The organism is Desulfovibrio litoralis DSM 11393 (assembly GCF_900143255.1).
Lineage (GTDB): Bacteria > Desulfobacterota > Desulfovibrionia > Desulfovibrionales > Desulfovibrionaceae > Frigididesulfovibrio_A > Frigididesulfovibrio_A litoralis.
In genome coordinates this window covers 145,704-169,072 of record NZ_FRDI01000005.1, presented here as the reverse complement: position 1 = coordinate 169,072, position 23,369 = coordinate 145,704, and the positions used below count along the sequence as shown (strand labels likewise).

General features: G+C 35.2%; 17 protein-coding genes and 1 tRNA gene. 7 read left to right on the top strand and 11 right to left on the bottom strand.

The genetic code is table 11. The features are described 5' to 3' along the window. Position 1 precedes the first annotated feature (1 nt). Genes BT999_RS07170 through BT999_RS07160 form a run of 3 tightly spaced genes read left to right on the top strand, consistent with a single transcriptional unit; the run spans position 2 to position 6,495 of the window. Complete coding sequence (locus BT999_RS07170) at positions 2–2,401, top strand: AAA family ATPase (protein WP_072697097.1); 2,400 nt, start codon at positions 2–4, stop codon at positions 2,399–2,401. A 40-nt stretch (positions 2,402–2,441) separates the two neighbouring features. Next, complete coding sequence (locus BT999_RS07165) at positions 2,442–3,299, top strand: Hachiman antiphage defense system protein HamA (RefSeq protein WP_072697096.1); 858 nt, start codon at positions 2,442–2,444, stop codon at positions 3,297–3,299. Beyond that, the gene (locus tag BT999_RS07160; protein ID WP_072697095.1) at positions 3,289–6,495 is read left to right on the top strand and encodes a DEAD/DEAH box helicase; all 3,207 of its coding nucleotides are present in this window, start codon (positions 3,289–3,291) and stop codon (positions 6,493–6,495) included. Before BT999_RS07165 ends, BT999_RS07160 begins: the two co-directional genes overlap by 11 nt. A gap of 344 nt (positions 6,496–6,839) precedes the next feature. Here BT999_RS07160 and BT999_RS07155 read toward each other — a convergent pair. Then, positions 6,840–6,916, bottom strand: a tRNA-Met gene (locus BT999_RS07155). Between the two features lie 304 nt (positions 6,917–7,220). Here BT999_RS07155 and BT999_RS07150 point away from each other — a divergent pair. Next, positions 7,221–8,312, top strand: a complete 1,092-nt coding sequence (locus tag BT999_RS07150) for an SseB family protein (RefSeq protein WP_072697094.1) — start codon at positions 7,221–7,223, stop codon at positions 8,310–8,312. Positions 8,313–8,415: 103 nt separating this feature from the next. Here BT999_RS07150 and BT999_RS07145 read toward each other — a convergent pair whose 3' ends face one another. From BT999_RS07145 to BT999_RS07135, 3 genes are read right to left on the bottom strand one after another with little or no spacing between them, the layout of a single operon-like run. Then, the gene (locus BT999_RS07145) at positions 8,416–8,919 is read right to left on the bottom strand and encodes a single-stranded DNA-binding protein (RefSeq protein WP_072697093.1); all 504 of its coding nucleotides are present in this window, start codon (positions 8,917–8,919) and stop codon (positions 8,416–8,418) included. 51 nt (positions 8,920–8,970) lie between these two features. Beyond that, positions 8,971–9,351, bottom strand: coding sequence for a type II toxin-antitoxin system RelE/ParE family toxin (locus BT999_RS07140; protein ID WP_072697092.1), 381 nt, complete (start codon positions 9,349–9,351; stop codon positions 8,971–8,973). A gap of 1 nt (position 9,352) precedes the next feature. Further along, positions 9,353–10,006, bottom strand: coding sequence for a biotin/lipoyl attachment domain-containing protein (locus BT999_RS07135; RefSeq protein ID WP_072697091.1), 654 nt, complete (start codon positions 10,004–10,006; stop codon positions 9,353–9,355). Positions 10,007–10,253: 247 nt separating this feature from the next. Here BT999_RS07135 and BT999_RS07130 point away from each other — a divergent pair, with 247 nt between their 5' ends. The 3 genes from BT999_RS07130 to BT999_RS07120 all read left to right on the top strand — a co-directional run bounded on the left by BT999_RS07130 (position 10,254) and on the right by BT999_RS07120 (position 13,429). Next, on the top strand, positions 10,254–10,946 hold the full coding sequence (locus BT999_RS07130; RefSeq protein WP_072697090.1) for a DUF554 domain-containing protein: 693 nt from the start codon (positions 10,254–10,256) through the stop codon (positions 10,944–10,946). 111 nt (positions 10,947–11,057) lie between these two features. Beyond that, positions 11,058–12,005 (top strand): TIGR01777 family oxidoreductase, encoded by a 948-nt coding sequence (locus BT999_RS07125; RefSeq protein ID WP_072697089.1) that lies wholly within the window; start codon positions 11,058–11,060, stop codon positions 12,003–12,005. Then, positions 12,005–13,429 (top strand): sigma-54-dependent transcriptional regulator, encoded by a 1,425-nt coding sequence (locus BT999_RS07120; protein ID WP_072697088.1) that lies wholly within the window; start codon positions 12,005–12,007, stop codon positions 13,427–13,429. Before BT999_RS07125 ends, BT999_RS07120 begins: the two co-directional genes overlap by 1 nt. Positions 13,430–13,449: 20 nt before the next feature. Here BT999_RS07120 and BT999_RS07115 read toward each other — a convergent pair whose 3' ends face one another. From BT999_RS07115 to BT999_RS07080, 7 genes are all read right to left on the bottom strand, one after another. Further along, positions 13,450–14,130 carry a TVP38/TMEM64 family protein gene (locus BT999_RS07115; RefSeq protein WP_072697087.1) on the bottom strand — a complete coding sequence of 227 codons (681 nt, stop codon included), beginning with the start codon at positions 14,128–14,130 and terminating at the stop codon, positions 13,450–13,452. 361 nt (positions 14,131–14,491) lie between these two features. Then, positions 14,492–15,253 (bottom strand): glycosyltransferase family 2 protein, encoded by a 762-nt coding sequence (locus BT999_RS07105; protein ID WP_072697085.1) that lies wholly within the window; start codon positions 15,251–15,253, stop codon positions 14,492–14,494. Between the two features lie 263 nt (positions 15,254–15,516). Beyond that, entirely contained in the window at positions 15,517–16,035 is a 519-nt protein-coding gene (locus BT999_RS07100) for a cob(I)yrinic acid a,c-diamide adenosyltransferase (protein ID WP_072697084.1), read from the bottom strand. A gap of 43 nt (positions 16,036–16,078) precedes the next feature. After that, positions 16,079–17,437 (bottom strand): hypothetical protein, encoded by a 1,359-nt coding sequence (locus BT999_RS07095; protein ID WP_072697083.1) that lies wholly within the window; start codon positions 17,435–17,437, stop codon positions 16,079–16,081. A 221-nt stretch (positions 17,438–17,658) separates the two neighbouring features. Further along, a complete protein-coding gene (locus tag BT999_RS07090) occupies positions 17,659–18,057 on the bottom strand; it encodes a cytochrome c3 family protein (RefSeq protein WP_072697082.1) in 399 nt (132 codons plus the stop codon). A 99-nt stretch (positions 18,058–18,156) separates the two neighbouring features. Next, a complete protein-coding gene (locus BT999_RS07085) occupies positions 18,157–19,623 on the bottom strand; it encodes a cobyrinic acid a,c-diamide synthase CobB (protein ID WP_072697081.1) in 1,467 nt (488 codons plus the stop codon). An 86-nt stretch (positions 19,624–19,709) separates the two neighbouring features. Further along, positions 19,710–23,321 (bottom strand): PEP/pyruvate-binding domain-containing protein, encoded by a 3,612-nt coding sequence (locus tag BT999_RS07080; RefSeq protein ID WP_084650632.1) that lies wholly within the window; start codon positions 23,319–23,321, stop codon positions 19,710–19,712. Between the last annotated feature and the right edge of the window lie 48 nt (positions 23,322–23,369).

The window sequence follows — 23,369 nt, the reverse complement described above, 5'->3', positions numbered from 1 at the left end:
AATGGGTATAAAAAAAATTCAAACCATTAAAAAATTTGGTATATTTAAAGATTTTATTTGGGATAAATCTTTTATAGATGATAAGAATATTACAGAATTTAAGAATATTAATATATTCTATGGACGAAACTATTCAGGAAAGACCTCATTATCCAGAATATTTCGTGCAATAGAAACCAAAGCATTATCAGATAAAATAAAACAACCTTATTTTTCTATTCTCTGTAACGATGGTTCAACTATAACCCAAGAGAATTTTCGTAGTAGCAATAAAATAATCCGTGTTTTCAACGAAGATTTTGTTCGTGAAAATTTACATTTTATAACCAATCCTAATGCTGACATTGAACCTTTTGCTATACTCGGTGCTGATAATAACATTATTGAACAAACTATTCAGAAACTTGAAGAGGAACTGGGATCTAACAAGCAAGGAGAAGAAACAGGGTTATATGATAATGCATTAAAAAGTGAAAAATACTTGAACAAGGCAATTCAGGAATACGATAAACACAAAAAAAGTTTTGATAAACAATTAAGCGATAAAGCAACTAATCAAGGAACAGGCATTAAATACAATTCTAAACGTTTTGGTGACCAAAACTATACTGTAGTAAAATTGAATAATGATATTAGAAAGGTTTTATCGGAAAATTACCAGCAACCAACTAAAGATAAAATCAATGAATATGAAAAAATAATTAACGATTCTAAACTTGATTCTATTAGTATCAATATTGACTTAAAGAGTTTTAATTTTCAATCCTTATCAACAAAAGTGGAAGAGCTTGTAACAAAAGAAATCAGTGAATCGGATAAAATTGAAGAACTTGTTAAAGATGCAATTCTTAACAGATGGGTGAGCGAAGGAAGGAAGCTTCATAAAGATGTATCAAAGCCATGTGCATTTTGTGGAAATAACATAAGTGAAAATCGCTGGTTACAATTAGAAAAACACTTTGATGAAGAAACAGAAAAGCTTGAAAACAATATTAACCAGCTATTAAATGAAATTAGAGGTGCACAAAGTAGTATACAAAAATTTTCATTCGATAAAACAAAATTTTACTCTCAATTCCATAAAGAGTTTGATGAGGCAAAATTAAAAATTGAAGAAGTAACAAAACAATATAAAAATAGCATTGAACAATTAATGTTAAGACTTGAAGATAGAAAAAAAGACATAATACACCATAAGACATTTGATTCAATTACTGATTACACTCAAGACATGGTAACTGAATGGAATAGTTTTAAAAACATCATAGAATCTTCTAATTCATTCACTAACTCTCTAGAAAAAATACAAAACGAAGCTAAAGAACAATTACGTTTAAATGAAGTTTACAACTTTACAAATACCATTAATTATACAGAACGGTGTGAAACACAAAAACGACTTGATACAGAAAAAACTGATGCAGAAAAAAAGCACAATGATATCAAAAATCAGATTAAAGAAAAATTAAAGCAGATTGAAGATGAAAAGAGAAAGTTGCATGATGAGTCACAAGGAGCAGTAAAGGTCAATGAATATTTAAAAAATTTCTTTGGACATAACTATCTTTCTATCGAGGCAATCGATGATCCCTCATCTACTGGTACAAAAATAAAATTTCAAGTAGTAAGAGGAGGTGAAAAAGCCTACAACTTAAGCGAAGGTGAGTGTAACTTATTGGCATTTTGTTATTTTGTAGCAAAACTTCAAGATGTTGCTACTAATGGACAAAAACCTATAATTTGGATTGATGATCCTGTGTCCTCTCTCGATGGAAATCACATTTTTTTTGTTTACAGTATATTAAATGCAGAAATTGTAGATAAAGGTGAGTTCAAGCAGTTATTTATCTCTACACATAATTTAGACTTCCTTAAGTATTTAAAACGTCTTAATGGAAAATTTACAAACAATAACAATAAGCAGCAACCTTATGAAAAAAAATGCTTTGTTATAAATAGAAGTTTTGATAGTTCCACTATAAATCCAATGCCAAAATATCTTCAAGAATATGCTACAGAATTTAACTATCTTTTTCACACAATCTACCAATTTGCACAAATTGACAAAATAAATGATAACAATTATCAAATGGCTTATAACTTCCCTAATAATGCCAGAAAATTTCTTGAAATATATTTGTATTATAAGTATCCAGATGGTTCTGATGATAAAAACGCCAATGATAGAAGGCTTCGTAGTTTTTTAAATGATGATATAGTTTATGATTGTATTAACCGTATTACAAACGAATATTCTCACTTGTGCGGATGTTTAGAAAGAGGAACATTCCCTATTGAAGTGCCAGAAATGAATGCAGTTGCAAAAAAGATCATTGATAAACTAAAAGTTGACAAAGAACAGTATGAGGCGTTTTGTAATAGTGTAAATGTTACTCCATAGATTTTATTTCTTTACTAAGAGCTACCCATAAGGAGTATAAATGCCTTGGACTAAAAAGCATTTAAAGTGGCTTACCGACACTGGTACACACATAACCACCGCCGATGGCAAAACTGCTGCCGTTTGGGAGTTTAATTATCAAACGGACGAGGTTACTCTTTCAGCATGGGCTAAACATTTTCGCAATCACTACTGCCCAGATACAGACATTGATGATCTCAAACCATCAAAGCAGTCTCGTAAAGATTACTTAACGGATATGAAATTTCCCAACAAGACCAGCACGCTAGGACCAGCAATTCGTGCCGGTGATTTTGGTGAAATTCTTGTAGCAGATTACCTAGAGTATGTTCTCAAATTTTGGGTACCCAGAGTTCGCTGGAATTCAAAGGTTGTACGTGATGAATCTACCAAAGGGAGTGATGTCATTGGCTTCAAATTCCACCAGAGTTCCAGGAACCCCTCGCACAAGGATATACTCTTTATTTTTGAAGCTAAAACCAAATTTTCAAAATCCTCTGAAAACCGCTTGCAAGAAGCAATAAATCATTCTGCAAAAGACTATTTACGAATTGGAGAATCATTAAATTTTATCAAACAAAAATATGTAAATAATGGAGATAATGCCGAAGCTAAGGGTATAGGGCGATTTCAAAACCCAACAGATATCCCGTATAAACAAACATTTGGGGCAGCGGCATTAATTTCTGATGAATGCTATGATGTAAGCGAATTATCTATGGCCAATTGCTCTAAAATTCCTCAATCCAAAAAAGCTAAAAACACATTCTACGCCCCCCATCCTTACAAGGACGACTTAGTATTACTAATAATCAAAGGGCCAGATATGATGGATCTTGTTCATAAACTTTATCGGAGAGCTGCGGATGAAGCCTGAAATTGAATCCCAAAGGTTACTCGGCGTTGCACGCTCGAAAGCCAAGATGCTCGAATATCATGTACCAGAAAAAGATCATATTGTGATGCCACAAGATCCCTCAGAGTTGTTCATTCTTTCAATTGGCTTATTGGGGGAGCAGGCTGCACGAATTAGCCGTGGAGAAATTAACCCAAACGAACAAGAACTATTAAAAAACAATCTAATCTTTTCCGCACGTTTTTTCGACTCGTACCTGCAAACAAAACTGAACGAAGATCTTGACCCTTATTTGACGCTTTTAGGAGCATCTTCTTACTACTTATGCGACCTCCCAGGCAGTGCTTCTGTTTTAGCAATAAGACTAAGTGATGATTGCCCTGATTTAGGTGGTGAGGGTTTAGAGGACTTATTACTCTGGTTACTGCAGGCCAATCTTTCTACTTATTTTGAGGAGAACTGTTCTGAAAATTTTGGCGTGTTGATGAATAAGATATCACAAGCTGTACTGAATTTTTTTGAAGAGGGTTCAGACAAAGAACTCCTATTAAGTCTTGCTATAGAACTAAGAAACAGAACATACGAAATAGGCTCTCCTCGACAGCTTCTATTGGCAGACATCATTACCGCAATATTAAATAAAAAAATTAAAAACTCGTGTTGGAATGCCCTTCCAGAATATTCAGGGCTATCTCTTGACAAGTGGTCTTCGGCTATTAAAAAGGATTCTTTTATAAAAGAATTATGGCCAGCCCAACACCTTTTGGGACAAAAAGAAGTATTAAAAGGTAAATCTGCCGTTGTCCAAATGCCAACAAGCGCAGGCAAGACCAAGGCTATTGAACTCATTCTCAGAAGTGCATTTCTTGCGGATAGAGCACATTTGGCCGTTATTGTTGCTCCTTTCAGAGCCCTTTGCCACGAAATTAAGAACAACCTCACCGAGGCTTTTCGTAACGAATCCGTGAAAGTAGATGAGTTTTCAGATGTCATGCAAATGGATGTCACCTCAAGTAATCAAAAAAATATTCCTGATATTCCAACCAATATGCTTGAAGCGCTATTTGCTAATATTGACATTTCTCAAGTTGAGTACCCTAAACAGGTTATTGTTGTTACCCCTGAAAAGTTGTTGTATGTCCTTCGCCACGTGCCCACTCTAGCATCCGACATTGGGCTTCTAGTTTTTGATGAGGGGCATCAGTTTGATAGTGGAACGCGTGGAATTACTTATGAATTACTTTTGACGTCGCTACGCTCCATGATCCAACCAGAAGCACAAAAAGTTTTAATCTCAGCAGTAATCAATAATGCTGAAGCAGTTGGTGAGTGGCTAAATGGTGATCCTAATGTTGTCGAGGGTAGTAATCTTAATCCAACATTTAGGTCAGTCGGGTTTACTAGTTGGCTGGATCGGTTAGGCCGCATAGAGTATGTTGACAGCCAACATATTGAACAGAATGATTTTTTTGTGCCAAGAATTATCGAAAGTCTGCCTATATGTAGAAAGTTAAAAGAGCGGAAAAATAAATTTTTTCCAATTAAAACAGACAGTAAAGAGATCGCTCTTTATCTAAGTCTCAAATTAGTTGCAAATGGAAGCGTTGCAATATTTTGCGGTACAAAAGCGACAGCTACTAGTATATGTAATAAAGCCGTAGATATCTTTGAGCGACAAGTCTCGCTCTCTCCACCACATCTATTCTCCAGTCAGGAAGAAATAGAGTGCCTAACTCGCTTACATGCAGAAAATTTGGGGCATGATTCCCCGTCCTCAAAAAGTGCAGCTCTTGGAATTTTTGGACACCATGGGAATACTCCACATGGTATTAGGTTAGCCGTAGAGTATGCTATGCACGAGAATCTTATTCATTTTGTTGTCTGCACTTCAACTCTGGCACAAGGAGTTAACCTCCCTCTGCGTTATCTTATAATAACAAATTTTTACCAAGGGATGGAAAGGATAAAGGTTCGAGACTTCCATAATTTGATTGGGCGTGCTGGCCGGGCTGGAATGCACACGGAAGGAAGCATATTATTTTCTGACCACGAGATTTATGACAATCGAAAAGTTCGGAGAGAAAATTTTCTATGGAAACAAGCAAAAACACTTCTTGATCCTAGCAATTCAGAACCTTGTATCAGCAACTTACTATCACTTTTTGAGCCTATCAAAAATGATCAAGAAAGCCACCATCTTAAAATGGAGGCACTATCTTTTGTTAAGTTATATATAAAGGAACCTGATGCTATACTTCGCCATGCAAAAAAGTTGGCTGACAAGCATGCTAACGTCGGTTTTTCACAATTGGGGATTGAGAAGCAAATGCTGTGGAAGATTGGCTTAATCTGTGCTGTTGAAAGTTTCCTGCTTGCCCACTGGGATGAAAACGATGATAGATTTTACGACAAAACAATTGTTAACCTTGCAGAGAGTACACTTGGATATTTTTTGGCAGATGAGCAGCAAAAAGAAAACATTAAAGCCCTTTTTAAATTACTTGCTGAAAACATTGTCGCCACTGTTACAGAATCTGAAAAAAGACATACTTATGGACGTACTCTATATGGTTTACATAAGTCGATGGAGATTGAATCTTGGCTTTCGCAAAATTTTGAAAAACTCGCCAACCTTAAAGACCCTCTAGAATTCATTGAATGTATTTGGACAATATTTTCTAAAAATATTAACAACTCTATGTTCAAGAAATATGATTCGTCTGATACGCTGAAAAAAATAGTCAAAATGTGGATATCTGGTGAACCGTTTGTTGCTTTACTAGATGAAACTCATAGAAATAAAGCAAGAATGATTTATGGTAACGGTAACAGACGTAGAGAATTCAGCATCGAACACATGGTAGAGATTTGCGAAGGTGGTCTAGCATTTGATGGAAGTCTCTTCATTGGAGCTATGTGTGAGCTAATTGACATGCTTGAATTTGAAAATGCCACAGACTTAATTAAGCGGTTGCAAACCCTCCAGAAACGGATGCAGTATGGTCTTCCATCAGAAGAGGCTATTGGGGTTTATGAACTTGGCTTCGCAGATCGGGTGATTGCACAGAAAATGGCAGACGAGTTGGGAATCGAGGGCGATAATAAGAAAAAGGTTATTAAATGGATAAAAAAATATGAGAAAAAGGCTAGGGAAATTATTAGCCAATATCCAAAGTATTTTCAACAAAGGTTAGATGATATCATAAAAAATAGTTAGTAATCACATAAAATAGCTGAAAAATATTGAACTAGCGTTGAAAACTTTGATTACATCATAAAAATCATGTATTTTCGTCATAGCAAAAGGAATTTTAAATGAACTAGTACAGGTATGGAATATGTTATTAATGATACCACTCACTTTGGTTTAGAGCCATTTATTCTAAGTTTCAAAAGTGGTACAAAAAAGTGGTACAAATTTTTATAATAAATGGTACAAATTTTCATTAAAACGCTTTTGCATTACTTCCAATTTGTACCAAATTTGTACCACTAATGCCCATTTAATATCTTTAAATACAAGAAAAGGGTTTACGATTTCTCGTAAACCCTTGATTTTCTTGGTTGCGGGAGCAGGATTTGAACCTACGACCTTCGGGTTATGAGCCCGACGAGCTACCAAACTGCTCCATCCCGCGATATTATAATGACGATGTAAAAGATATAAAACTATACTAAATTACAAGAAATTTAAGATGATTTTGAAAATCGTTTTAATTCCTCTCCGTCAAGAAAACATATCTATATATTATTGAGAAGTTTGTCAACACATTTTTTAAATTTTCTTTAAAAATATATTATATATACTTTTAAATTGGATTTTATTATAAAGAAGTAAATCTTAGTTTATAATAAAAGAGCTAAGTCGTTTACAATTATACATAAAATCTCATAACAGTTTAAAATTTTGGGATAATAACAATCAACTTTTAAGGAGTGAGTATGGGGTTATTTGACTTTTTTAAAAGCAAGAAAAAAGAAAAAAATGAAATTGATCTGATTTATAAAGCGATAATAGCTGCAAATCTTAACCCGTCGTTAGAGGACGATTGTTATAACTTGGTATTAGAATCAGAAGTTCTTGTTCGTACAGGTAGAGGTAAAGAATATATGACTTTTAGCGATGGAACTCTTCCTGTCTTTTCTTCTTTGGAACATCTTTTAAAAGATAAATCTATTGACGGCTTTCCGTCATATGATCAAGTAAAGCTCAAAGAGTTTATTACAAAAACTGATTATAACAGCTCAAAGATAATAGTTAATCCTTTCTCAGAATATCATATAACATTTGAAATAGACAAGATAGAAGATGATCCTCTCTATAAACTTATGAAAAATGTTTATCTGGCTGTTAAAGCAAACGCAACGGACTCGGAAATTGATTTGTTATCAAAAGATTTTTATATTGGTCTAATCAACTCTGAAGTGTTTTTCTGTGTAACGGAAGAGGGCGAGTTTATGGCTTTGAATGATGATACTATACCGATTTTTTCTAGCCTTGAACATATACCTGCTGATAAACGTGGTTCTGCTAAAAAGATGAAAGCACAGGGGCGTGAACTTTTTATAGATCACCCGAACTGTACATTTATGCTTAATCCATTTTCTAAGTATAATAAGTTAATTAAGCCAGGCCTAATAGCTTGGATTAATTCTGCGTCAGAACAGGATTCTGAGCCTGGACGCATAATGCGGGTAGCAATACCAAAGGATGCTCTTGTAACTATTCCAGAAGAAATTCCTGAAAAGATGCTCGCTTATTTATGCGAAGCTTTTCGCAAGTACCCTCAAATTATCGCAGGGTGCATAAGCCTTATCTTATTTGAAGGAGAAGGAGAAACAACTCACTACCTTATTTCATTTGTGCAGGAAACAGGAACTCCCGATATTGATATGGAGGAAATGTTATCATCAGGTGGAGGAATGACACAATTTATAGAGCCGTGTAGCTATGTAGATTTCAAACGTGTTTCTCTTGAGGAAATAGAAAGAGAAAAAGAATCTTGCCTGTTGTTTTATAGTCTCAATATGTAAATTAAAAACAAGATAATTTTAAACAAAAAATAGCGACTATTGCAAAATAGTCACTATTTTCGTAAATCTTATTGGATAGCGTTAATAATTTATCATATAATATTTAAAACGGAACGTCGTCCATATTGCTAGCTTCAGATGGGAAAGCCGGACCAAGATCTTCGTCTTGAGGGTAGGGCTTTTGAGCTGATTTTGCCGTTTGGGCTTTTGGTTTTGGCTGTTTGCCCTGAGCTGCATAAGGATCGCCCATATCGTCATTATATGGTTGTCCTTGTCCGCCACCTTTACGCTCTAAAAATTGAATTCTCGAAGCTCTAATATCGGTGGTGTAGCGAGTTTGTCCTTGTTGGTCTTGCCACTGTCTGGTTTGTAAAGAACCTTCGACATAAATGAGACTACCTTTTGTTAGATAATTTGCACAGTTTTCCGCTTGACGTTGAAAGGCAACCACACTATGCCACTCCGTACGATCGACTTTGTTTCCGTCTTTGTCGGTATATCCCTCGTTAGTGGCTATTCTTAAGGTTACAACAGGTGTTCCGTTTGCTCCGTAACGTAGTTCTGGGTCTTGTCCCAAGCGACCTATCAATGTAACTCTGTTTAACATAATATACTCCCGATATTGTTATTAAATTAATAAAGTAACTATAATATTTTATTAAGATAATCTCTTCATTAAAACTTCAAGTTGATCCAAAATACTTTCCAGTTCATCAGAGGCTCTGTTTGCCGCCTTTGCGTCCCAGTTGGCAAGATATTCATCAAGTTCTTTTGCTTTTTTTTCTGCTTCTTTTATTCCCGGCTCCAACGCTTGTTTTTTGGCTGAAACCCATTCGTTGTGTACTAAAGCTGTTTTTAAATCTTTGACTAAATTTAAAACGCCTCTGTTTTGATCAGAGTTGGCAAAAGCACTCATCGCTTGAAAGGTAAAGGCTTTTTCATCGCCCCAAACACTATTATATAATGCCGGCCATGCTTTCAGTACATCATCAAGATTATAAGTTGATGCTGATAGTCGTATTTGTAATATTTTTCCCATTTTATTCTCCCTCTTGCCACTCGGTTTGAATGCGTAAAACAACGTCTTCTATATCGGCAACCTGAGAGGGAGGGCAAACCCCAATAAGTGGTTGTCCGGCTTCTATGTTTTGGTTGTTAGTAAAGTAAACGGCGTAAATAACTCCATCTGGACCATTGTAACAAAGAGGCATTTCTCTTTTCATTCTGGAAACAATAAAAATTTCCATTCCATTTTGAATCATAACATTTTTTGAGTCGGAAACTTTAACTTTAATATCAACGCTTGGAACAAAATAATATTTGGCATTTTCAGGAGCATAAAACAAATGTAGTGCTTTTTTTAAGATAAGTGAAACGACTTCGTCTTTTGATAAAAAGTGTCTGATTCGCATCAGTTCAGTTCCGGCTTCTACGTATGTTCCTTCAAGTTCTTTGTTTATGCTTAAAATAGAACCTTTTTCTTGAGAATAGATATTTTTGTCGTTATGTTCTCTATTTATAGAGGCAAGAATAGTGCCTTTTTTTTCCTTCCATGCACCGTGAGGACCGGTTACTTTAGAGTCTATATCCAAGTCTTTTGAAAACGATACAACGCCACAGTGTGGGGCTTTAATGGTTATTTCTTTATAGGGTGAAGCTTTAACTTCTTCTAATAATTGTTTAATGTCTAACACTGTATATTTTTCTCCTTAATGGGGAATTTATTGATTTTTTTATAATGAAGTCGTAAAGTTTTTATTCAAGCCCTGTGTTTTTGTTTACTTGTACTTTACTTATATTTTCTACGTTTTCTTTACAACAGAGTTTAAAACTTGCCAAGCATACTTTTGCAGTTTACAACTCATTTGATAAAAAATATAGTCTTTTTTTCAAAATTCAAAAATAGAAAAATACAAATCTAATATTTATAGTGAGAGTGCCATGCAATTTTTTCTTCCAATAGGAACAAGCGTTAATGCGATTGCGATTATTTTAGGTTGTTTAATTGGTATGCTGATTGGAGGAAGACTTAAAGATGAAATGCGTAAAATTGTTTTTCAAGCTTTGGGTTTATCTGTTTTTATTATTGGATTAAAAATGGCATTAAAGTCTAATAATATGCTGATTATGGTTTTTAGTATGTTGCTTGGTGGAATTTTAGGGCAACTATTGAATATAGAAGGATTATTTAATAAAGGCGGAAATAAGCTTAAAAACGTATTAAAATCTAATAACTCTAAATTTACCGAGGGTTTTGTTTCTTCAACGATATTGTTTGCTGTTGGGTCTATGGCTATTTTGGGGTCTTTTAACGAGGGAATAGACAGAGATCCGAGTCTTTTATATACAAAAGCTACTTTAGACTTTTTTGCCGCTGTTGCCTTAGGTTCAACAATGGGGATAGGGGTTGCGTTTTCTGCTTTGCCTGTTTTTATTTATCAAGGTATTCTAACTCTTTGTGCCGCACAAATTAAAAGTTTGTTAACGGCTGATATGCAAAATGAAATGATTGCCACAGGCGGTATTTTAATTTTAGGTATTGGATTTAACCTTTTGAATTTACTAAAAATACCTTTATCTAATTTTTTACCGTCGATAATATTTGCAGTAGTTTTGACATATTATTTTATTTAACTTGTCTTTATAATTATTTAATGGTGCTATTTTAAAAGATATGCTATAATTTATTCAATGTGTTGTTCTTTGATAAATTAACATCAAACCAAATAATAGAAGGACATTACTATGAAAATTGTGATAATGGGTGGAAGTGGTTTTATTGGTTCTGCTCTTTGTGCCGCTTTAATAGAACGTAATGATTATGTTATTGTTCCTACCAGAAAGGTAAAGGCTCAAAGTTTAACTCAGTTGGAATTTGCACTCTGGGACGGTAAAAACGCCGAACAGCTTTCAGAGCTTTTAAAAAATACTGATGCGGTAATTAACCTTATAGGACACAATATTGCCGAAGCTCGTTGGAGCGATATAGAAAAAGAACGTATTTTAAACAGTCGCCTAAATGCAACGAATGCACTCATGGAAGCTTTAGAAAAATTAAGCTCAAGCGAACGACCAAAAATTTTAATACAAGGCTCGGCAGTAGGGTTTTACGGAGCTTTTGATGATTATGAAAAAACAGCTTTTTCAACAGAGGATACTCCGCCACCAAAAGGATTAGAGCGTGGCTTTTTGGCTCATGTGGCTTCTGAGTGGGAAAAGGCAAGTGAAAAAGCCGAAAGTTTAGGGGTAAAAAGAGTTGTCGTTAGAACATCAACCGTTTTAGATTACACAGGCGGAGCTTTACCGCGTTTATTATTGGCGTTTAAATTATTTTTAGGCGGGGCATTAGGTAGCGGGAAACAGCCATTTGCATGGATTCACAAAGCTGATGAAGTTGGTGCAATTTTATACTTGCTTGATCATAAACTTGAAGGTACTTTTAATTTGTGTGGTCAAGAGCCTGTTACAATGCACACTTTTGCCAAAACACTGGGCGAGGTAATGGGGCGACCTTCTTTTTTTAACGTTCCGGCTTTTATTTTAAAAATGGCTTTTGGTCAGATGGCGGAAGAAATATTGCTTTCTGGTCAAAAAGTAAAACCTGACAAATTAGTTGAAGCAGGATATCAACTTAAATATCCTCGCTTAAAAGATGCGTTACATGAAATTATTCAAAGGGAAAAAGAAGACTAATGGCTTGGAAAATCTTAATTATTGATGATGAAAGCGATATTCGTAGCTCTTTATCCGGTATCCTTGAAGATGAAGGCTATATAACCTTAGAAGCCGAAGATGGCGAAAAGGGCTTGGGCCTTTTAAAAGAAGAACAGGTAGATCTTGTTTTTTTGGATATTTGGATGCCGAAAATAGACGGTTTGGAAGTCTTAAGGCAAATACGTTTAAGTCAAAATTCTGTGCCTGTTGTGATGATTTCAGGGCATGGAAACATTGAAACCGCCGTTAAAGCTATTAAAGAAGGGGCGACTGATTTTATTGAAAAACCGCTTTCTTTGGATAAGGTTTTGAGTGTTAGTTCAAAGATTTTTGAGTTGAATAATTTAAAACGTGAAAATCAAATTTTACGTTCAAGATTAAATAGCCAAACCGTGCAAGAAATTACCGGGGAATCCCTTGTAATGCAAGAACTTAAGGCACAAATTGCCAGAGTTGCTCCTACTGATGCTTGGGTTTTAATTACGGGAGAAAACGGAACAGGAAAAGAAATAGTTGCTCAAAGTATTCACGCCCAAAGTAAAAGAGCGGGAAATACGCTTGTTGCTCTTAATTGTGCGGCTATTCCCGAAGAATTGATAGAGAGCGAACTTTTTGGACATGAAAAAGGTGCCTTTACCGGTGCGGACAGTGCAAAAATAGGAAAATTTGAATTGGCACATCAAGGCACTTTATTTTTAGACGAAATTGGTGATATGAGTCTTAAAACTCAAGCAAAAATTTTACGTATTTTACAAGAAAAAAGTTTTGAAAGAGTAGGGGGTAATAAAAGTTTTAAAGTTGATGTAAGAGTTATTGCCGCTACGAATAAAAATCTTGAAGAAGCCATAGAAAAAGGTAGTTTTCGCCAAGATTTATATTATCGTTTGCGAGTTTTTCCGTTGACTTTACCTCCGTTAAGAAAACGTAGTGGTGATATTCCGCTTTTGATTGATGAATTTATTTATCAATTAAGTCAGGAACATGGCTTTACTCCTTTGTCTTTTACTCCTGAAACATTAGAAATGCTTGAGGCTTATCCGTGGTTTGGTAATGTTAGAGAATTAAAAAACTTTGTTGAACGCATGTTGATTTTATATCCCGGACAATTAGTCGATATAAATAAAATTCCGTCTGAATACCTTATAGGTAATAGTAATTTAAAATCGACAGAACTAAACAACCCTATAAAAAGTGAATATGGTCTGAACAAATTCGAAGAGCTACAAATTAGTGAAGGAACAGAAGAAGATTTTAAATCGGCTCGCAATGCTTTTGAAATTCGCTTTTTGACCAGAAAACTTAAAGAATATAACGGAAACGTTGCAAAATTGGCGGAAGCAATAGGTTTAGAACGCAGTTATTTATATAGAAAGTTACGCTCTCATAATATTCAGGTAGACTAATAAAATTTCAAGAACGTTTTTTACTCTTGAGATATATTGTCGTTTATTAAGAGTTTTTTCTTGTATTTATTATAAAGATAAACGCCCAAACCCGAAGACATTAAAAACAAAACAAGACTGACGGAGGTTCTTAATATTGGGTTTACTCTCATTCCGCTTCCTAAAATAGCAAAAATTAAAGTTTGGGGTAAATATCCTAAAGCGGACGCACTAAAAAAAATACGTGGTTTTATTTTGATTACTCCACCCAATAAGTTGGTTAAAACATTCATTGTCATTGGCATACAGCGGATAATAAAAATCATTAGAAAAGGGGCTTGAGAAATTACTTTATTAAGTTTATCGAGCCTTTTACCAAAACGTATATTTAAAGCTTCCCTTGCAAAAAAACGAGCGAAAAAAAATCCTAACATTGACCCCAAAATTGAACCTGTTAACGCCCAAACGGTTCCTAAAGTTGCTCCAAACGCATAGCCAGCCAAAGAGCTTAAAATTTGTCTGGGAATTCCTATTCCCGTAGTAAAAGCACATAAAACCAAAAAAATTAAAATCCCCTGAATACCGTGTTCTCTGATATTTGTATCAACCCAACTTAGCTCAAGCCAAGAATCGGAATTACCAAAGTGGAGATAAAGCACAACAACAGCAATCGTAAAAAATAAGACTCCACCGTTGAGCCATAATTTTAATTTTAGTTTCATAAGAATATAATTAGGTTAATTATTTCGATATATTAGTATAAAAGCACAACAGGCAAAAAATATTTGGCTAAAAAATAAAGTTGGGTCGCTGTCATAAACGGCGATACCCAAGATAAAGAAAAGACCTAAACAAAATATACAAATTAAGCAAGCACTATAACGAGTAAAAAATTTCTTATTGTTTTTTGTTGTTTTATTGTAATATATCAAAAGAAATAAAGAAATAAGTTCAGCTATTGCGGAACTGATCATAATAAAAAATATTACATTTTCCATTTGTGATAAACCATGGGTCTTATTCTTTTGGCTCAGTAGTTTTGTAGAGAATTAAGATACTTTAAGCCTGTATTGTGATAACGTTTTAATTATCAAAACTGCTTTCTTTTACTTTATAATTGAAATGGCGTTTTTTCATCCAGCGTACAGCTAAGAGATCAAAAAAAGCTGTTTTGGCTCTTCCCCATGTAGAATATTTTGAGGTTCCGGAATGGCGATGGCGGTGGTTAACTTTTACTTCCGCCACTTTTGCACCTTGCATTTTCATTAAAGTAGGTAAAAAACGGTGCATACCTGTAAACATAGGTAGCTTTTTGGCCATTTCGCTACGCATTAATTTTAAGGAACAGCCGGTATCTTTAACCGTTTCTTGAGAAATGGCATTACGGATTTTATTAGCCAAGCGAGAGGCAAGGCGTTTGGCAAAAGTATCTTGCCTTTTTGCTCGCCAACCAATTACCATATCATAGCCTTTAAGATATTCTTCAATCATTTTAGGGATATCAGCCGGATCATTTTGTAGGTCAGAATCCATGGTAATAATTATTTCGCCTGAGGCATAATCAAAACCTGCCGTGAAAGCTGCCGATTGTCCGCAATTATTTAGAAAAGAAATAAAGTGAATGTTAGAACAGGCGTTACCCAGTTTTTTTATACATTCAAGGCTGTTATCCGTGCTACCATCATCAACGAAAATTAGTTCCCATTCATAAGGCAAATTTTGCATCACAGCCATAATCTGTTCAAATAAAAGAGGCAAGTTGTTTTCTTCGTTAAAAACGGGCAAGACAAAAGAAAGTTTTTTTACTTCTTTGAGCGGACAATTTGAAGGTGATGAAGGTGTCATTTGGTAGCCTTGTCGGTAACCTTGAGAGTAAGCTTTGGTGGTAAAGACTTAGTTGAAAAAATAACGGAACTTTTTGTTTATACTCTAACTCTAGATTATATCAAGTAAAAATTCGGCATTGAGGTTTATTATCGTTTAATACTATTTTTTTTAACAAACAGTTTTTTTGTTTGAAAGGTTAATTAAAATAAATATGCTATATAAATAGTTACTTAATAAGTTTTGTTGAATAAGTATAAATAAAGACGTTAAAATTCTATCCCTTAAAATTCTATCCCTTGTTGTGCCTTGATTCCTTTTTGATATGGGTGTTTAAGCTCTTCAATAGAACTCACTAGGTCGGCTTTTTCGATTAACCAATCGGGAGTATTTCGTCCCGATAAAACCAAATGTACTTGCTTTGCTGTGCAAAGTTCAATTATTTCTTCCAGTTCGGCTTTTGAGATTAAGTTTGCCCCAAGTGCGTAAATAGCTTCATCTAAAATTAGCATATTTATCGTTTCGAGGTGTTGCTTTGCCCAGTTTAAAACGTCTTTTGCCGCATCATGATGTTTATTTTTTGTGTCTTGAGAGATCTTTTTGTTTGTATAAAAAAAACCCATTCCACCGGCGATAAAGTTATCTTTAAGTAGTTCTTTTAAAAACATTTGTTCACCGGCGTCGACCGAACGCTTCATAAATTGGGCAAAAGCTACTTTAAAGCCGTGTCCGTAAGCCCTGATTGCTTGCCCGACACAAGCAGAAGTTTTTCCTTTTCCGTTTCCGGTATAAATAATAAGCATAATAAATATGATAAAATATCTTAGATTTTTTTAATGGTTAATCTTATTCTTCTGTTAACATGGCAATAACTTCTTCTTTGATGACTTTTGCGGCCGCGGCGGCGGCACTACGCTCTAAGTCTTCAGCCAAGGCGTCTTTTACTGAGTTTGTAATTTGAATAACATTAAGGTTTTGTTCTTCTTTGAGGGCAAGTATTTTTTCTTCTATCAAGTTAGTTATTTTATTTTCTAAGTCTTGAGAAATTTCATTTTTTAATTCAATATTGATTTTGTTTTCAATTTTTTCTAGTAATTCATTGAAAGTATTAGAATTTTCAGCTGATAATTTTTCACTGAACTCTGAAAACTTCTTGTCAAGTTCTTGAGATTTAAGAGTTTCTTCCAATTTACTTATTCTTGCTTCCAATTTTTCCGATAAGTGTTGAAAGTTTTCTATTTCAAGTTTAGTGAGCATATTTTCTTTGTTGATTGAAGTAGGCAGAATTGAAGGAGCAGACGCTATTACGTCTTCTAACAGAGCGTCGAGTTCGTCTGTGTTTGTATCTTGCGCTTCTGTATCTTCATTATCTTCCGGCGAATCATTTTGTTCTATTGACTCGGCAATATTTGGTGTTATTAGTTCCTCTGAAGTTGCGTGAATTGATTCAACTTCTTCATTTTTGTCAGTATCTAATAGATTAGAGAATAGCTCGCTATCATCAAAGCTTTTTTCTGTTTCTTGATGTGGTGTTGCCGGTAACTCTTCAACTTTATCCAAGGTAAGAATTTCATCAACCTCGGCATTAAGTTCCGCTTGTGTGGCTTCTATATTTTCTTCTAAAAGAATAATTTCCTCTGTAAGATTTTCTAATTGTGTGGGGTTTTCTATTATATTTTCCGAAAGGTCTGTTGACAAGTTATCAAGGTCTAAATCATTTATTTCTTCAAGGTTAAGAATATCATTCTCTGTATCTTGTTTTTTTACTTCAGGAATATCAAGCAGGTCATCAAGTTCAAGAGCCGCTGATTTAACTTTTTTAGGCTGTTTTTTATCATCTTCAAGCAAAGAGTTTAAAAGATCATCATCTGAGAGCATATTTTGTTTATTTTGGGTTGCCTTAATGTTTATTTCTTCCAATAGATCAGGGGCAACATTTTTAGGACTTGCGTGTTTTTGTTCCGCTTTTTGTTCCACCGGAAAATCATTTAATAAATCATCAAGGTCAATAGGTTGATTGGCTGTAGCTTTTTTAGGTGGTGTAGGTTCGTCAAGTAATTCAAGATCTGCAAACAAATCGTCTTCAATATTTGTTTTTGAGGTTTTGCTTTGATTATTTTTAGGCAACTGCATAATATCTTCTTCGATAATTTCAGTTAATTCAATAATATCGTTTTTGTTTGGATCTTTATTTGGGTTTGACATAGTTTACCTTAACCTTAAAATATAAATTTTATAAAAAATACAAGTCGTTATAAGAATAATCATAATAATTGAGCAAAGATTATAAATAGAAGCTATCTTAATATCACAAGATTATATTTATATAAACATGATTTACATCATAAAGCAAGAGGTTACCTTTAAAAAAGGCAACCTCTAAAACTCTAAAAATTAAACGTATGATAAAATATCATTTATCTGCGTTATTCAACGTGACAGTTAGAACCCTTACAGGCTAACATCTTTTTCTTAAGATCTTTATCGTCGCCAACTTTTTCTTTATGACAAGAAATACAGCTGTTGTGTTTAGGATCTTTAGCTTTGTGAATAGCTTGGTAGTATGAATTAACAGACTTGTCTTTTTGGTCTAAGTTGTCATGACAACCGGAAGCTGAACACTTTTTGAAGCTTTCTTTACCATCAACAGGGTGGTGGCAATCGGCACATTTAAGGTCTTTATGGCTACTATGGTTAAAAGTAACAACTTTTTTGGTAGCTGCCATTTTTAAACCATCAGCTGGGGTAGCAGGCTGCTCGGCAAAAGCAGTAACTGCGAATGCAGCGATAGCTAATAAAGCCAAAATAAAAATAGATTTCCTCATGATTTCCTCCTTCATAAGGCTTGTTTATAAAAACTTCTATGATATTAATATTTTTTTAGTATAGTTGTCAATATAATTTAAAATAAGCAACTAACTGTTTTATTTGAAATTGCTTTTTGCGAGGTTGACAAAATGTTCCGCCCATTGAATATTTGCAAAACTATGTATTTGGGTTGAGTTAAGCTGAGTATTATTAATAAAAAGCCCATCTATAACTAAACTGTTGTCGTTTTTATATAGTCCACTTCCTTTAGAAAGTTCAAATGCATGATTAACCAAAGTTTGTTTGTTTAAAGTCCAGTTCGTGTAATTAAATTCATGTCCTAAAACTTTAGTATTGTTATCAAAAAAAGGGCTTTGTTTTGTTGTTGCCACTACATATCCAAGCCCTCGTTTTTTGTGGTTATGATGTGCTGTAAGTGGAAAAACGCCTGACATGGCATATGTTTTATCTTTGATAATAAGTTTTTCGGCTAAAAGCCAACCGGCAATGCCTTCTGTGTAGATTGGAATGTTTTTATTGCTTAAATCTTTTAAAACATTCATTATTTCATTCCAAAAATTTATACCGTTTGGAGTTTGTAGTAAATTATTAAGACTGTCTATAAACGCTTCAACGCTACCGCTTGGAATATATAGTCCGTTGATATTATTCCAATTGTTTGTATTATTTAGAGTCAGCTTACTTAGCTTTGCTCCGGTTTCTTTTAAGGCTTCCAAATTTTCAGGATAAAGGTGTCCTAAAAAATTGTCCTGAATATATCCAATATTGATTGATGGAGAAAAAGGTTTAATATGGTTTTTTAGCTGATTGGTTAAAATTTTTGTAGTTATTTGTTCTGATTCATCATTTTCAACGGAGGCGAGTTCTAAAATTTGATCGAGGTTGAGATGTGCTTCAACAAAATCTGCTAATTCATCTAAAGTTTTGTCTATCTTTTCCATTTCAGCCAATTCAATTAAACCTGTGTCTCTTTCTAAAATAGGATTTGCCACAAGTCTTGGTAAAAAACCTAAGAACTCTGTTTTGCAATATTTTTTGACGCAATCGTTTAAAAGTTTGCCATGTCTTTGGCTACCTGTCTTATTGGCAATAATTCCGACAATATTGAGTTCGGGGTCAAATGTTTCGCAACCATTAACAATAGCGGCAATTGTACGAGTCATTTTGGTGACGTTTATCAGTAAAATAACGGGGGCTTGTAATGTTTTGGCAAGATAGGCGGTAGAACAACTACCTTCTGTATCTAATCCGTCAAACAAACCTCGATTACCTTCTATTATTGCTAAATCACAAGGTTTTTCAAAATCTTCTTCTCCGCTATAGTTAAAGAGCATACGTTTTATAAAAAGCTCTTTAATTTGTTGAGGAGACATAAAAAAAGGGTCAAGATTACAAGCTGTTAACCTTGTTGCAAGACTATGCCAAGCTGTATCAATATAATCAGGACCTTTTTTAAAAGCACGTACTTTAAGTCCACGACGTGTAAAAGCACGCATTAAGCCGAGTGTAACAAATGTTTTTCCGGTGCTTCCGGATAATGCAGAGATAACTATTTTTTTCATTTTTTTGATAATATTTTATAGAATTTTTTAACGAAATAAGGTTTGTAAAAAGTATTTTTTCTACAAACCTTATTCTTTAATTTATCTTACCATTTCTTTTTGCGTTGTTCAGCCAAGGCTCTTGCTTGTTCTTCAAACGATTTAAAACCGGCTTGAGAAAGGGCATCTTCAACTGTTTTCTTCCAGTCCCACGCCGCATAAATAACAGGTTTATGGAAGATTCTTCTAAACTGTTCCAACTCTTGCCTGTAAAAGCGTTCTTTTGGAGTTTCTAAGCTTTCTCGTAAAAATCCTTGCAAGCGAGAGAGTTCGCCTTCATACCATTCAACGAGTTCTTCCGGTTGGTTATATTTTTTTAGAATATGTTCATAATTATGTTTAATTAAAAGCTGTTTTGCGTTTTCAAGATGTTGAGCTTGTATCCACTCTCCTAGTTTGTCAACGCTTATATTTTCAGCTTCGATTGCGGCTAAATCTATTTTAGTTTGATGATAAGTATCAGGTACAACAGATGCAGAACAAATTCCGACAATTGCCACAATTCCCCTGATAATTTTACTGTTTGAAACACCTTGTCCGCAGAAGCCGACTTTTTTACCAAATTTTTGACCTGAGAAGATTGTAACTAAAATCGCCCAAATAACAGCCGGATCTTCTTCATCGTAAATATGTGATAATCTAGCATTATCTCTGTCTGTTGCCAGAACCATTTGAGTCATATCATTAGAACCGATAGAAAATCCGTCAAATTCTTTGAGATACTCTTTGGCTAAGATAGCGTTACTTGGAATTTCAGACATCAAGATAATTTTTAAGCCGTCTTCGCCACTTTTGAGTTTATGAACTTGTTCGAGATAGGCACGCATACTTCTTGCTTGCTCGAGAGTTCTGACGAAAGGAAGCATAATTTGCAAGTTTTTTCCACCATATACACCACGAGCCAGTTTAAAGGCTTCAAGCTCCCAATCGTGGAGGTTACGAGAAACGCCTCGCCAACCAAGCATTGGGTTGTCTTCTTGATGTTCAAACAATAAACCGCCAAGCAAGTTGCAATATTCGTTGGATTTAAAGTCTGTTGTACGATAAATTATGTCTTTTCCGTAAAATGCCATGGCGAAGAGAGCCAAACCTTGAGAAAGAGTTTGGACATAGTGTTCTTTGCCTGAACGATAACCTTTAGAGCGAATAAGCTCTTTAATTTTATCAGGAATAGTTCTAACAGAGTCTAATTGTTTTTGTAGTCCGCTACGCATAGCGACTTCGGCTCTTAGGTCTCCGATTTCGTTTAAGGCTTCTAATACAAGTTCTTTTTGTCTTGCATATTCAGCCATTTCACTGACTTGTTGTTCTATTTCGCTACGTCTGCGTATGGTTTCAGAATCTGTTCCAAATAATAGGGCAAGTTCATCATCAAAACCCATAACATAGCGGATATGTGCTTCTAAGTCCGTAGTGGTTTTTAATAAATCTAAGCGGTGGCTAGCTTTTTCAACATAATCATCAAGCTTTGATTCAAGCTCTCTTAACTTACGGTGAGCCGCCATTGATTCATTAGGCGTAGTATTTTCAACAGATAACTCATGGTGTGTTTTGGCAATATCATCAGATAAGCCGGTAATAGCACCAACATATTCGCGTAATTTAATATTGATATTGATTAAACCCGAGTTGAGCTGTTCCCTTAATGTTTTTGTTAATTGATTATTGAGAACTTTTAATTGGTCTTGAACAACGGCTTGTAATTCACCGTTATCATAAGCTTCAAGAGCTAAAGGGTGTATACCTATGTTGCCAAGCATAAATTCGGCACGCAATAAACCAACTTCAAAGTCGTCAATATTGCGTAGTCGAGAAAGGAACATTGCCTGACTAACATCTGCGAGAACGAGACCGACTTTTGTTTTAGTAGGGGGTATTGTGCTTAAATCAAGCTCGCCACCGACTTCTTTTAAAGGTAAAAGCCCTCTATATGCTCGTCCTGTTGTTCCATCAACAGTAACTTCTTGTCCGTCTAAAGCTCTTAACAATTCAACTTTTTGTATGCCGATTACCGCCGGAATTCCAAGTTCACGAGAGGTAATAGCCGCATGAGAAGTATCTCCGCCAACGTCTGCTAAAATAGCCGAAGCAACTCGCATTCCCGGAACCATATCTGGGTCTGTGCGTTCTGCGGCTAAAATATCGCCTTTGTTTATGCGGTTAAGTTCAAGGGCAGAGCGTAAAAAACGTACAGTTCCTTGACCTGCTCCTCGGGAAGCTCCGTTGCCCTCTAATAATAGTTCGGCATTGGCAACAGCTTTCGGGTCAACTTCGTGGCGACGCATGAATATTGTGTTTGGATGTTGTTCAAATTCTTCATTCCAACGAGTTTCCGGACGAGCTTGAACGAACCATAATTCTTCATTTGCATCTATGCAAAATTCAGAATCCATAATCATGCTGTCATAAGCTTTACTGATGGCTCTAACGCCTTTTGCGATACGTTCCGCAAGAGACATGGATAAAGACCAACGAAAGACTTCATTTTCAGGCACTTTTACTTTTTTTGTTCCGCCGGCTTCATCATAAACAATCTTCATTGTTTTAGAACCCATTTGGCGAATAACGACTTCGGCTCCGTCTTCTCTTTGAAATACATAATATTTATCGGGAGTAACCATTCCGCCAACGATAGATTCGCCAAGACCATAAGAGGAATCAATAGAAACAAGGTCTTTTCTATCCGTTCCGCGACAACCCGTTGCGGTATCAGCCGAGAACGCTGTTCCTGCGATTACCGGGTTAATCATACGCATCATACAAACAGAGAGAGAGGTGTTTTCTATTGCCCATTCTTGCTTTGCTTGAATGGCGATATTTTCGTCTCCCGTTTCTTCTGCAAGGGCAAGGGCGTCTAAAATTGCTTCACGTCTATAAGTCATACTGCGTAAGTTATAAGCAGAGGAACAGTCCCAGTGATAGGCTAAAACAACGTTGTCTCCTCCGACCATATTGAGATAGGTATCTTGAAGACCCGCAAAAGCTTTTTTGCGAGAATCTTCACCGGCAGCAGAAGAACGCACGGCAACGGGAACATCTTCTTCGCCTGCTTCGTTACATATATCTTGGTAAGCTTGGCGTACCGCTTGGTCTACTTCTTGGGGAAGATCAATAGACAAGATGGCTGCTTGTACTAAAATAGAGCGTTTTCTAAGCTGGTCGATTCCTTCGGGAGAGGTTGCAAAACCCTCAACAACGTTATTGATAAATGAGCGTGTTTTGGTTTGTTGTTCGGTTTGTTTGGCAAGGCGATCTTCTCTGATCATATTCCCGAGGCTACGAACAAATTTTTGTAAAAATTCAGGATCACTGCTAATTTCAGGGTCAAGCCAGTCTATTCTTTTATATTCACGATCAACAATAGCTCTTACTTGTCCGCCGTTTAATTTTGTTTCGTCTAAAACTTTTTCAAAGGCTTTAGCGGAAACAGCCCTAAACTGTGGGGCTTTAATTTCTTTAACTTGGCTGATTATAGCGGTATTATAGTTTTTTCCGCCAACTAAAAGTTCAGCCTCTTCTCCAATACTCTCAATATCTGCACCAGTTAAGACCAACTTTTGTGCTATCATCTCAACATTAGCCCCTTTAGCGTTTTTTTGTTTGTTGTCTTTTAACTCGGAATCTTGAGCTGTTGAATTAGTCTTATCCTTTTTAGACATTCGATCCTCCCTAGTGGATTGGAGAAAAAATCATTTTAAATAAAATTA

Bases quoted from the DNA above. Each gene is read 5' to 3' on its own strand.
- BT999_RS07145 (WP_072697093.1), bottom strand. From the start codon at position 8,919: ATGTTAAACAGAGTTACATTGATAGGTCGCTTGGGACAAGACCCAGAA.
- BT999_RS07150 (WP_072697094.1), top strand. From the start codon at position 7,221: ATGGGGTTATTTGACTTTTTTAAAAGCAAGAAAAAAGAAAAAAATGAA.
- BT999_RS07095 (WP_072697083.1), bottom strand. From the start codon at position 17,437: ATGTCAAACCCAAATAAAGATCCAAACAAAAACGATATTATTGAATTA.
- BT999_RS07120 (WP_072697088.1), top strand. From the start codon at position 12,005: ATGGCTTGGAAAATCTTAATTATTGATGATGAAAGCGATATTCGTAGC.
- BT999_RS07125 (WP_072697089.1), top strand. From the start codon at position 11,058: ATGAAAATTGTGATAATGGGTGGAAGTGGTTTTATTGGTTCTGCTCTT.
- BT999_RS07090 (WP_072697082.1), bottom strand. From the start codon at position 18,057: ATGAGGAAATCTATTTTTATTTTGGCTTTATTAGCTATCGCTGCATTC.
- BT999_RS07085 (WP_072697081.1), bottom strand. From the start codon at position 19,623: ATGAAAAAAATAGTTATCTCTGCATTATCCGGAAGCACCGGAAAAACA.
- BT999_RS07160 (WP_072697095.1), top strand. From the start codon at position 3,289: ATGAAGCCTGAAATTGAATCCCAAAGGTTACTCGGCGTTGCACGCTCG.
- BT999_RS07100 (WP_072697084.1), bottom strand. From the start codon at position 16,035: ATGCTTATTATTTATACCGGAAACGGAAAAGGAAAAACTTCTGCTTGT.
- BT999_RS07165 (WP_072697096.1), top strand. From the start codon at position 2,442: ATGCCTTGGACTAAAAAGCATTTAAAGTGGCTTACCGACACTGGTACA.
- BT999_RS07130 (WP_072697090.1), top strand. From the start codon at position 10,254: ATGCAATTTTTTCTTCCAATAGGAACAAGCGTTAATGCGATTGCGATT.
- BT999_RS07115 (WP_072697087.1), bottom strand. From the start codon at position 14,130: ATGAAACTAAAATTAAAATTATGGCTCAACGGTGGAGTCTTATTTTTT.
- BT999_RS07140 (WP_072697092.1), bottom strand. From the start codon at position 9,351: ATGGGAAAAATATTACAAATACGACTATCAGCATCAACTTATAATCTT.
- BT999_RS07080 (WP_084650632.1), bottom strand. From the start codon at position 23,321: ATGTCTAAAAAGGATAAGACTAATTCAACAGCTCAAGATTCCGAGTTA.
- BT999_RS07105 (WP_072697085.1), bottom strand. From the start codon at position 15,253: ATGACACCTTCATCACCTTCAAATTGTCCGCTCAAAGAAGTAAAAAAA.
- BT999_RS07170 (WP_072697097.1), top strand. From the start codon at position 2: ATGGGTATAAAAAAAATTCAAACCATTAAAAAATTTGGTATATTTAAA.